Consider the following 11,422-nt stretch of genomic DNA (forward strand, 5'->3'; position numbering starts at 1 on the left):
GAATGACCACCGAATAGATCTAAGTGTCATTCATTATAAACAACAATGCTCTCCTATGCCCTCATAAGTTAGTGCTCAAAGTTCAATAGGCGTGACTTATTAAGCTCCTTCATCCGGCCTAGAACATCTACCCCAATTTGGTTGTAAACGTCTAATAAATCGATCAATACCCAATTTTCTCTAATGTAACCATTTTCCACCCTCCAAAAATCCAAGCTTCTCATCGTAATCTTTTGATTCGCAGGAGCAATGCCTAACCAACCGCCTTGACTAATGGTCATACCCATACCGGGCCAAGCGGTAAAGCCGACATAATCCGCATCCGCAAAAAGATACCCCTTATTAGTATCACCCACACGATTTGGCAGCGCGTTTAAAAATGGAATTTGATGCCAATTGCGAAAACCTTTAATGCCTCTTGCTGTACCAATGCCTGAAGGCCCATACCAACTGCACTGGGGGTGCCAGTATTTTTCCAGTGCCATCGCATCCACACCTCCTTCGGCAAAGTTCCCTAAAGATGCACACATGTCTGCAACTGTATTCAAGCTAACGTCTGAACGTTCTTTATCATAGAAAGATTGAATAATACCATCTTGAGTTGCTGGCCCCGGAACATGCCATTCTCTCCCCAGACTTATCGATAGTGGCCATACACCTGCTTGCATCATCACTTCAGGAATGTCCCATACCACTTGCATTTCAACAATAAGGCCGCCCTCAATACGAAAAAATTCATGAAACCTCATACTGACTTGATGCCCGGTAGGTTGTATGTCTAACCATGGTTTTTCAAAAGAACCTGTATAATAACCACAACACCCAACCCACTCACTATCGTGGTTTGAATCCCCTGCCATAACAATCGTGTCTCGACGCTCTAAACCAACAAACGCGCTTGCTAAAGGTCGATAAATATCCGTGACCAACGCCTTTTTCGAAGCAATGGTTTCAAAAGGAAAGGGAAATTTCAGCAATGCATTCTCAGAAAAGATTTCGTTAATAACATGCGTTAACGACGCCTCGGAAAAGTCATATAAAGCCATTCGAAACGAGCCTATTAGCTCTTTATTTTGGTTGTGTATAGACATCACTTAATAACCTTTAATCAATAGGATAGTTATGTATTTTTCTCGCTCGTTGATGTAAAAAACACTGGCTTAAAACTTGCTTTAAGAAACAAAGCCAATTTATTTCAATCAGATTAATAAACAAAAAATATTGCAAGAATTACAGAATTATGTATATTTATTGCATACGTATTCAAAAAAATCAATAAGACGGGAAAGTGTATGGCCAAGATACAACTAAAAAACATTTGTAAACGTTGGGGCTCCACAACAGGAGTCAGAGATTTCAATTTAGACATTGAAGACAAAGAGTTTATCGTATTCTTAGGCCCGTCTGGTTGTGGAAAGACAACAACAATGCGAATGATTGCAGGTCTTGAAGATCCAACAGAAGGGGAAATTTATATTGGTGATACCTGTGTAAACGGTCTAGACCCTAAGGACAGAGACATTTCAATGGTGTTTCAAAGCTATGGACTTTATCCTAATTTAACCGTTTATGAGAACATTCGATTCCCGTTAAAAATACGCAAAGTCGATCCGGCAACACACGATGCGAGAGTGAATAAAGCATCAGATATGGTTGAACTGGGAAAGCTGCTTGATCGTTATCCAAGAGAACTGTCGGGAGGGCAACGTCAGCGAGTTGCGCTGGCAAGAGCGATTGTACGAGAACCGAATGTTTTCTTAATGGATGAGCCACTCTCGAATTTGGATGCCAAGTTACGTGTCTCTACGCGAGCTCAAATTAAGCATTTACAACACTCCCTGCAAACAACCACAATCTATGTAACACACGATCAAATTGAAGCAATGACTCTCGCAGATCGAGTCGTCGTCATGAGTATGGGGGAATTACAACAACTCGGTACTCCAACAGAAATTTACGATAGACCAGCCAATACATTTGTCGCCAGCTTCATAGGTTCTCCTGCTATGAACTTGTTAAATGGGACCATCAATAACGGTGCATTTACAGCAGACAATAGCAATATCAAAGACGTTCCTTCATCACTTCCCAATAACGTCACAATAGGGTTTAGAGCAGAAGATATTACCGTCTCAACCGAAGAGAATGGCGACATTGTCGCGCCAGTTTACAGCGTTGAGCTACTCGGTGATTCCACTCTTATTTCTGTCAAAATTGGAGATGCATTATTAATTGCAAAAGCAGATAAAACCTTTAGAGCAGACATAGGTCAAAGCGTCAGCTTTATTATCCCACCGGAAGCGAGGCATTGGTTTGACCAAGAAAATGGTGCTCGCATCGACATTTAAATAATAAGAAAACAATAAAAACGACATAAAATCACACAGGAAACCTGATTATGAAAAAGCTAACACTATCGACACTGATTGCACTCAGCTCTCTAAGCTCTGTTTCTTATGCCGCTTGCGCAATTGAAAATACTCAAGAAGTAAAAACCATTTCAGCCAGTTTTGCTGCATGGAAAGCCGTTACTCAAGCTATGGCGGAATGTGGGAACGTCAGCTCCACACTTGATTCCGAATTTAAAACAAAAGTAGGGGCAGCTTTAGCGGCAAAGCCCTCTTTGTATCATGTCAGTGGCGTTGCTAATGGCACCTTTGTTCCTCTATTAAACAGCGGATTACTCAGACCTCTTGATGATCTTGTTGTTAAATACGGTAAGAACTTAAACCCTAATCAGTTCATTCAAGTCGATGGAAAAACCATGGCCATCGCAATGATGATAAACACTCAGCACTTTATGTATCGCAAAGACATTTTAGACAAAGTGGGTTTGGATACACCGACAACATGGGATGAAGTGCTTGTCGCAGCAGAAAAAATTCAACAAGCGGATCTCATTCAATACCCTCTCGGTGGCACCTATCAGACAGGCTGGAACCTTGCGATGGAGTTCATCAACATGTACCTAGGTTTTGGTACTGATTTGTTTGATGGTAACCAAGCAACGGTTAACAATGAATCTGGTATTAAAACACTGGAAATGATGAAGAAGCTAACCGCTTACATGGACCCAGAATACCTTATTGCTGATCCAACGTTCGTTCAAAAACAGTTACAGCAAGGCAATGTCGCGATGGCAAATCTATGGGCAACACGAGCAACAGCACTCGATAACAAAGAAGAGTCACAAGTTGTTGGAAAGGTTTATATGTCAGCGGCACCTAAATCAATGGAAAATGGTCACCCAGCAAGTACGATGTGGTGGGACGGCATTACCATCGCCAAAAACATTACGGATGAAGAAGCGAAAAATGCGTTTCAAGTCGCGTTAGAAGGCTTAGATGAAGAAATGGTAAAAGAAAACGCCGATGCCGCTATTTGGCTTATCAAAGGTTATAAGCCAACACGCTTGAGTAATGGAGCTATTCAAAACGCAATCAACAAAACACCAAGTTACCCGCTCACTGCGAATATTGGTTTAATTCATTCCGCATTGGGTAAAAATGTCTCTGATTACTTAACAGGTCAAAAAACCGCAGCGGAAACCTTACAGGCTGTAGAAGAAGATTACACCTCTGCTGCAAAAGAGTCTGGCTTACTGTAAATACTCTCTTTTTCAAATGGGGTTAATGAATGCATTAGCCCCATTTCACGTTGACTTAATACGGTAATTAGAATGAAAAATAAAACTTTCTTTACCTTCGTAGCGCCTTCACTTGTGATGATGCTTGTATTTATTGCCATTCCTTTGGTTTCGGTTTTTATACAAAGCTTTTACGTCACCCAAGGCGTGTATGAAACGGTTACGATAGAAACTTGTACACCAAGTTTCCCAACGTCTATTTGTGAATCCACAGAGAAAACGGTCCCTGTTTTAGATGAAACCAATACCCCAGTCACTCAAACAGCTTTTGTAGGTCTGGATACTTACAAAGCGTTGCTCGAACCAGAGAAAGTCTCTGAACTCATTAGTAATGGGCAATTTTTTGATATTTTTAACTCTATCGACTTTTATAAAGCATTGCGCTTCACGCTAATGTTTACCCTAATAACTCTGCCTTTAGTTATTGGAGTCGGCCTACTGATTGCTCTTGCCGTCAACACGGCGTCAAAGAAAGTGAAAGGTCCGATTATCTTTGTTTCACTATTGCCCTTTATTATTACGCCAGTTATTGGTGCCCTATCCATCAAGTGGCTTTTCATAGGCGAAGGATTATTAACCAGAGCATTAGAAAGCATCACTGGCCAAGAGATATCCATGTTCGCTCAAGGCTGGAGCATAGAACTGCTCATGATGTTTTATCGCGTTTGGCATGTCGCCCCTTTTGCTTTTGTTATTTTTTATGCGGGTTTGCAATCCGTCAACCAAGACACGCTTGAATCGGCAATCATCGATGGTGCATCTCGTTTTCAACGTATTCGCTATGTGGTTGTGCCCCACTTAATGCCGTTAATTTACTTTATCGCTCTCATACACTTAATGGATACATACCGTGTGTTTGAAGAGATTATCGGTTTCTCCAGTGAAGCTCATGTTATTTCATTACAGTGGCTAACGTTTGATTTCTTAGAACCTGATGATACAGGCAACCGTTCTATCTCAAGAGCATCAGCGTCGTCTATGTTAACCATGGTTGGGATTATAATTTTACTCGTCCCTGTCTTAAGCCGCACGCTTCGTGACCAGAAAAAAGGATAATAAGATGCAAGACGATACACCTAAAGCATTTAGACAAACGCCTTTATTGCAAATAAGTAGCTACGGCTTTCTCGCTTTTTGGGCGCTCATTGCAGCCTTTCCACTCGTGTGGATTTTTATAATGAGCTTTAAATTACCAATAGATGCCTTTGCTCAAAGCCCTCTCGACGTTATTGTTGGATCAAACACCGCGTCTAAGGCCAGTGCTCTGAGTACTGTCGATATTATCCTTGGAGGTGTTTTTGCGTATTACGCTTATCAAATACCAACAAAGTTTTATCGGACAACGCTTGAATATTTTGTTCCAAACCAAAATAAAAACATGGGCGCGTTTGCGCTTATTTTATCCTATGTATTTGTTTTGATTGGTTGCGCACTTTATCTTTTGCCTGCTATCAGTAGCTTAGTAAATACCATCTTAAGTGTTATCCCACTGGTGTCTCTTTTAGCGGAACCGTTTATTGGGTATACCCTAGAGCATTATTACTCTGTCTGGGTGGACAATACGTTTTATATCCAATTCAAAAACTCTCTGATTGTCACCGTTGGAGTGGTAACCATTTCCTTGACTGTCGGTACTCTGGCCGCTTATGCACTTTCAAGAACGGCATCCAATATTGCGATTTGGTTATTGATAACGGCTCTGGTTTTCAGAGCATTGCCTCACTCGGTCTTAGTTACGGGTTATTTACCTTTTTTCATCGAGTCTAAAGAGATTTTAGAGCCTTTGTGGAACATGCCTATAATTGGCTGGTTGCTTGGTTTATTTGCTGACGTACCTCCGACTTTATACGGTCAACCTTTGGCTGTTATTGCGGTACTTGTTGCCATAAATCAGCCATTCACTATTTGGATGTTACGCTCTTTCTTTATGAACGTTCCTAAAGAGCTTGATGAAGCAGCGCGCGTTGATGGTTGCACGCATTTTCAAGCATTTAGAAAAGTCATACTCCCTGTTATGTGGCCGGGGTTGATTACAACAGGGCTGTTTTCTTTCTTGCTTGCCTACAACGACTATTTGGTCACATCGCTGTTGCTAGATAACCAGAACCAAACAATGGTGCCAGCCATAACAGCCTACTTCAACAGGGAAACAACGGCTACGGATCAAGTAGAAGCCATTGCTGCCGCCACCTCGATTACCGCACCACTGTTTATTCTCGTGATGCTTTTCCAAAAACAAATTGTCTCTGGTTTAACCGCTGGTGCCGTAAAAGGTTAAATTTTGACCGTTAATAATAGGAGTTCCTAAATGAACAATACTGAAGTAAAACAAGCTCCCTTCACATTGAATAACGATGTAACAAAGACAGAAACCACCAGAGCCGTTATTGATGCTATGGTGAATGGTTTAAATGACCATGATATTAATGGCATGGGGCGTTTTTTTGATGAGGATTTCCGTTGGATTGGTAATACAGGATGCGGCTTCAAAAACGGCCTTCAAGAATTCCAAGAAAATTGGCAACGTCCTTTCCAAGCCGCTTTCAGTGAAAAAGTGTGCACTGACGAAGTACGCATTGCTGAAGGTGAATGGATGGCGGCTTTTGGGCGACAAAATGCTAAGCACACTGGTGAGTTTATGGGGATAGCGCCCACCGGACAGGATGTTGAAATTCGTTATATGGACTTTTGGAAAGTCGTCGATGGTAAAATAGTCGATAATTGGGTTATGGTTGATTTCCCTTATGTTCTAAAACAACTAGGTAGAGATATTTTTAATGGCGAAGGGTGGGAAAAGAAAGACTCGCAAACCGCTCAGCATCCAATCACACCTCTGAAGTAATTTACTAGTCCACTCGAAGTACAGGTAAAGAAAGCGCTCTTTATCTGTGCTTTACAGACAATGTATGTCACACCTATTTATACTGACGATATTTATGAGCACGCTATAATGAAAAATTTTGATTCTAAATTTCTCGATTTACCCGACTACATCATTAAAATTACCAAAGAGATCTGGGAAGATCGAAGCTTACACACTCTCCACAAGTATTATGGAGAAGACATTATCGTCCGCGTTCCTGCCACTTTAATTAAAGGTAATGTTAATGTCATCGCTTCTACAATGGCAACATTAAGTGAATTCCCTGATCGAACACTATTAGGTGAAGATGTGATTTGGTCTGGCAATGATACGGACGGCTACCTTTCTTCTCATCGAATTTACTCTCAAGCAACACACCTAAAAGATGGCGTATTCGGCAAGGCGACGGGGAAAAAGCTTGGCTTTAGAATCATTGCTGACTGCTACTGTATCAACAACCAAATTACCGACGAATGGATGATTCGAGACCAAGGAGCCGTTGTCTTTCAATTAGGTTTAGACCCTAAGACTTACGCTTACCAACAAATTCAGGATGAGGGTGGTATCGATCAAGCTACCAAACCCTTTAACGCATCGATGGACATCGTGGGGCCTTATACAGGAAAAGGCAACGAAAATTCAATTGGTCAATCCTACGCAGACACGTTGCAGCGCTTGATGAACGCCGATTTTAACGCTATTTTCTCTCTTTTCGATAGGGCCGTACAAACAGAATACCCGAACGGTGTGTCCGATCACGGTCACCAAAGTGTCGACGCATTTTGGTTAGGACTACGTTCATCCTTCCCTAATGCTGAATTCACCATCCATCATGTCATTGGCCGTGATGACAAAGGAATGGCCGATCGAGCCGCTATACGTTGGTCTCTTGCAGGTAAACATGAAGGATGGGGGCGTTATGGACAACCAACAAACGCTGAAGTTTATATCATGGGTATAAGCCACGTTGAATTTGGACCTCGTGGTATTACGAGAGAATTTGTCACTATTGATGACACAGCTATCTGGAAGCAAATCTTATTACACACGGGTTAACAGCCAACCAATATTGAGTAAGATAACCTTCTAATTTATAGAGATGACACATGAGTACCTTTCAAAAAAGTAAACAATTGGTAAGAGCGTATTTTGATGCACTCGAAAATTCGAATTTAGACGAATTAGACGCTGTTTTCTCCCAATACATTGCATCCGATTACCAATGGAGAGGCGTCTACCCTTGGAGAGAAATTCATAATTCAAAAGAAGTTATAGATACTTTTTGGAAACCATTGAGATCATCTATAAAACACATGCAACGCCGCCAAGACATTTTCATTGCAGGTAATAATGAGTTCGGCAATGAACAATGGGTAATGAGCATGGGTAACTTCATGGGCTTATTTGACGAAGACTTTTTAGGCATAAAAGCGACACGGAAAATTGTCAATATTCGTTACGCCGAGTTCAATTGCGTCGTCGATGATCAGATCACTAAAACAGGGCTATTTATTGATATCATAGGTTTAATGGATCAAGCTGGTGCATACCCATTACCGCCCTCCACTGGGGTATATTATAATTATCCAGGCCCTAGAGATCACAATGGATTGTTGTTTGAAGACGCAAAGGAAGGAGAAGGGGAAAAAACCCTAAACCTCGTCAATGAAATGATTACCGACTTGGACAATCTCAACAAAAGCGGCTCAATGACTTGCGCACCAGAGGTGCTGGAAAAAACGTGGGCAAAAGACATGATTTGGTATGGCCCTGCTGGTATCGGTGCTACCTACACCATTCCACGTTACCAAGAACAACACCAGTTACCTTTTCGATCAAGCCTAGGAGACAAGCGTTTTTGTGGTCATGTTTGTCGCTTTGCTGAAGGCAATTTTGCGTGCTTCTTTGGTTGGCCAAATTTATCTAACACGCCACTAGGCGGTTGGTTAGGGTTGCCGGGAGGAAACGTTAATGCAGAAATGCAAGTGGTTGATATTTATTATCGTGATGGCGATAAGCTCAGCGAAAATTGGATACTGATTGATCTACCCTATTGGTTAAAACAACAAGGTCTGGATGTGTTATCACGCACAGAGGAAATATTAAACGCAAAAAACAAATGACCATCGTCTCTTCACTCTGTTCGCGGTATTAACTAAAAAAGCTTACAATGCGTTATTCTAAAGGTTGTAAGCTTTTTACTTAGTCTCTCTTTCAGACAATGGAAAACGATTCGAATATGAATAAAAAAACCAGCTCAGTTGATGTTGCCAAAGCCGCTGGCGTTAGCCAATCCATGGTAAGCAGAGCTTTTACACCAGGATCGTCTATAAACTCTGAAAAAAGAGAGCTTATTTTATCTAAAGCAAAAGAGCTTGGGTATCGACCCAACATCATGGCACGCTCCATGATTACTAGAAAAAGTAAAATTATTGGTTTTGTCTTTGGTTATTTAGAAAATCATTATTACCCTCTTGCGCTCGAAAAACTGTCACGTGAGTTTCAAGCTAAAGGCTATCATAGCCTCATGTTTTTTTCGGACCATCAAAGTTCAGCCGATGAAATTGTTCAAGAGTTTTTACAATATCAGATTGACGCGGTTATTTTAGCTTCTGTTTCTTTATCACCAGACTGGATAGAAGCCTGTCATTCACTTGCTGTACCTGTGGTGCTATTTAACCGGGCTATAAAAGCGGATGATGTTACCTCAGTGACTTCAGCGAACTATGAAGGCGGTAAAAAAGTAGCCCATTATCTCGTTAAAACTGGACATAAAAGAATTAGTTACATTTCAGGCTTTGTAGAGTCCTCGACCAATAAAGACCGAGAAAAAGGATTGGTGGATGGTTTAAAAGATCATCAAATGAGCCTCTTTTCAATTGAAAGCGGTAATTACAGCCAAAAACAAGCTAGGCAAGCCACCCTGTCAATGTTTACAGCAGATAAAACAACAACACCAGATGCCCTTTTTGTTGCCAGTGACCATATGGCTTTTGCCGTGATTGATACATTAAGATACGAATTAGGACTAAAAGTCCCAGAAGATGTTTCAGTAATCGGTTACGATGATGTTCCTTTAGGCGCCGCGCCTTCATACAGCCTAACAACCATGAGCCAACCGATTGACGACATGGTTTCTTTAACAGTGAAAGCCGTCTTAAATCGTATAGAGCAACCTAACTACCCTCCAGAAAGAATCCAAATCCCAAGCCATTTAGTTCAACGAAAAACCGTAAAAGATCGCAACCTTCCTTAGATAAGGCCAAAAACATTCTTTTTCGGTGATATTAAAAATTGCTTGCATACGTATTCAAAAACATTCAATATACAAATATAGCCTGATAATTAACAATAAAAAGGACGGTAATAATGAAACTTAAAAACCTTTCAATCGTTGCAGCACTTAGCATCTCGTCAGTAATGGCCCATGCAGAGACGACCATTCGAATCGCTCACTCGACACCAGAAACGTCCCCTATTCATAAATCACTTGAATATTTTGAAGAAAACCTAGAAAAGCGCTCAGAAGGTGATTTTGATGTACAAATTTTTTCCGGAGGTCAAATTGGCAGCGTCAATGAAGTTACAGAGCTAGTGCAAATAGGCTCTATTCAAATGACTATGGGGGCCTCTGTTTTACTCTCTTCCGTCGTCCCTGAATTTAATGTGTTAGATACCTTTTTCCTTTTTAATGATAAAGAACAAGCTCGTCGTGTTCTTGATGGTAAAGGAGGTGAAATGATTAAAGGCGCTATGGAAGAGAAAGGGTTTAAAGGAATTGGTTTTTTTGAAAGAGGGTTTAGAAATTTTTCCAACAACCGCGCACCCTTAGACTCAGTTAAAAGCTTTCAAGGTCTAAGAATGAGAGCCGCGTCTAACCCGACACAAATAGCGGCATGGAAATCAATTGGCGCCGCGCCTATGCCATTAAATTGGGGGGAAATTTACTCCTCGTTACAACAAGGCCTAATTGATGGGCAAGAAAGCGCACTGTCCTCTATTTACATAGAACGCTTTTTTGAAGTTCAAAAATACGTCTCTTTAACTGGTCATACTTACACAACTGAAGTCTGGTTCGCTAACAAGGAATTTTGGGACAATTTATCACCGAATCAGCAAGCGTTGTTAAGCGAAGTAGCAGAAGAAACCGTGGAACTGCAACGTGAATTAACTGTAAAAGAAAACAACGACACATTGGATACCTTAAAAGAGCAAGGTTTACTGGTAAATGAGGTTCATGTCGATGTCAAGAAAGCATTAGGTAACACAATTAATGCAACAATCAAGGATGACATTATCAAACGTGTTGGTCAGCCCTTCTACGATGATTTCATGGCTGAGTTGTAACGCGCCCCCACAATTATATTCATTCTACGTTTCTGGCAATGGAATACCATCCATTGCCATTATGAAGAGGTCTTTTATGAATTTACTGCGTAAATTAGATGAGAACTTTGAGCCCGCTTTAATCATTGCTTCCGTATCTTTAATTGTAATTTTAATTTTCACTAATGTCATTTTACGGTTGTTTGATACTACTTTACCTTGGGCAGGGGAACTTTCCCGCTATTTATTTGTGTGGATGGTTTATCTTGGCATTAGTTATGGAGTCAAGAAAAAGCGCCATTTACGAGTATCCGTCTTATTTGACGTCTTACCAAGAAAAGCCAGTTTAGTTGCTCAAATTTTTTCTGATTTACTCTTTTTAGCCTATTCGTTTGTGGTCTTATATTACGGTTATGTCATAGCAGCTAAAGCAATCAGTAGGGACCAAATAGCACCTGCCATGGAAGTCTCAGTGGGGTTTCTTTATGCCGCGTTAGTCATTGGCAGTCTACTTAGTATTATTCGTTTATTGATGAGTATCAATGAGCATTGTGGAAATTGGAACGCCTCGGAAGAGGTTCAATAAT

At 40.9% G+C, this 11,422-nt stretch carries 11 protein-coding genes; 10 read left to right on the forward strand and 1 reads right to left on the reverse strand.

Annotation, left to right across the window (positions count from 1 at the left end; genetic code table 11):
* Nucleotides 1-68: 68 nt before the first annotated feature.
* Nucleotides 69-1,091: an ester cyclase gene (locus IEZ33_RS10440; RefSeq protein ID WP_191600033.1), complete on the reverse strand. Its 1,023-nt coding sequence runs from the start codon at nt 1,089-1,091 to the stop codon at nt 69-71.
* 201 nt (nt 1,092-1,292) lie between these two features.
* On the opposite strand from IEZ33_RS10440, the gene IEZ33_RS10445 reads away from it, so the two are divergent.
* From IEZ33_RS10445 to IEZ33_RS10490, 10 genes are all read left to right on the forward strand, one after another.
* Entirely contained in the window at nt 1,293-2,348 is a 1,056-nt protein-coding gene (locus tag IEZ33_RS10445) for an ABC transporter ATP-binding protein (RefSeq protein WP_191600034.1), read from the forward strand.
* Nucleotides 2,349-2,398: 50 nt separating this feature from the next.
* On the forward strand, nt 2,399-3,607 hold the full coding sequence (locus IEZ33_RS10450) for an ABC transporter substrate-binding protein (protein ID WP_191600035.1): 1,209 nt from the start codon (nt 2,399-2,401) through the stop codon (nt 3,605-3,607).
* A 72-nt stretch (nt 3,608-3,679) separates the two neighbouring features.
* Entirely contained in the window at nt 3,680-4,702 is a 1,023-nt protein-coding gene (locus IEZ33_RS10455; RefSeq protein ID WP_191600036.1) for a carbohydrate ABC transporter permease, read from the forward strand.
* A 4-nt stretch (nt 4,703-4,706) separates the two neighbouring features.
* Entirely contained in the window at nt 4,707-5,924 is a 1,218-nt protein-coding gene (locus tag IEZ33_RS10460) for a carbohydrate ABC transporter permease (RefSeq protein WP_191600037.1), read from the forward strand.
* Nucleotides 5,925-5,954: 30 nt separating this feature from the next.
* Entirely contained in the window at nt 5,955-6,488 is a 534-nt protein-coding gene (locus IEZ33_RS10465; protein ID WP_191600038.1) for an ester cyclase, read from the forward strand.
* 108 nt (nt 6,489-6,596) lie between these two features.
* Nucleotides 6,597-7,565 (forward strand): nuclear transport factor 2 family protein, encoded by a 969-nt coding sequence (locus IEZ33_RS10470; RefSeq protein ID WP_191600039.1) that lies wholly within the window; start codon nt 6,597-6,599, stop codon nt 7,563-7,565.
* Between the two features lie 50 nt (nt 7,566-7,615).
* Nucleotides 7,616-8,632 carry a nuclear transport factor 2 family protein gene (locus tag IEZ33_RS10475; RefSeq protein ID WP_191600040.1) on the forward strand — a complete coding sequence of 339 codons (1,017 nt, stop codon included), beginning with the start codon at nt 7,616-7,618 and terminating at the stop codon, nt 8,630-8,632.
* Nucleotides 8,633-8,748: 116 nt separating this feature from the next.
* Nucleotides 8,749-9,765 (forward strand): LacI family DNA-binding transcriptional regulator, encoded by a 1,017-nt coding sequence (locus IEZ33_RS10480; protein ID WP_191600041.1) that lies wholly within the window; start codon nt 8,749-8,751, stop codon nt 9,763-9,765.
* Between the two features lie 113 nt (nt 9,766-9,878).
* On the forward strand, nt 9,879-10,856 hold the full coding sequence (locus IEZ33_RS10485) for a TRAP transporter substrate-binding protein (RefSeq protein WP_191600042.1): 978 nt from the start codon (nt 9,879-9,881) through the stop codon (nt 10,854-10,856).
* 76 nt (nt 10,857-10,932) lie between these two features.
* A complete protein-coding gene (locus tag IEZ33_RS10490; RefSeq protein WP_191600043.1) occupies nt 10,933-11,421 on the forward strand; it encodes a TRAP transporter small permease in 489 nt (162 codons plus the stop codon).
* The last annotated feature ends 1 nt before the right edge of the window (nt 11,422 follow it).

Source organism: Marinomonas algicola, from assembly GCF_014805825.1.
Lineage (GTDB): Bacteria > Pseudomonadota > Gammaproteobacteria > Pseudomonadales > Marinomonadaceae > Marinomonas > Marinomonas algicola.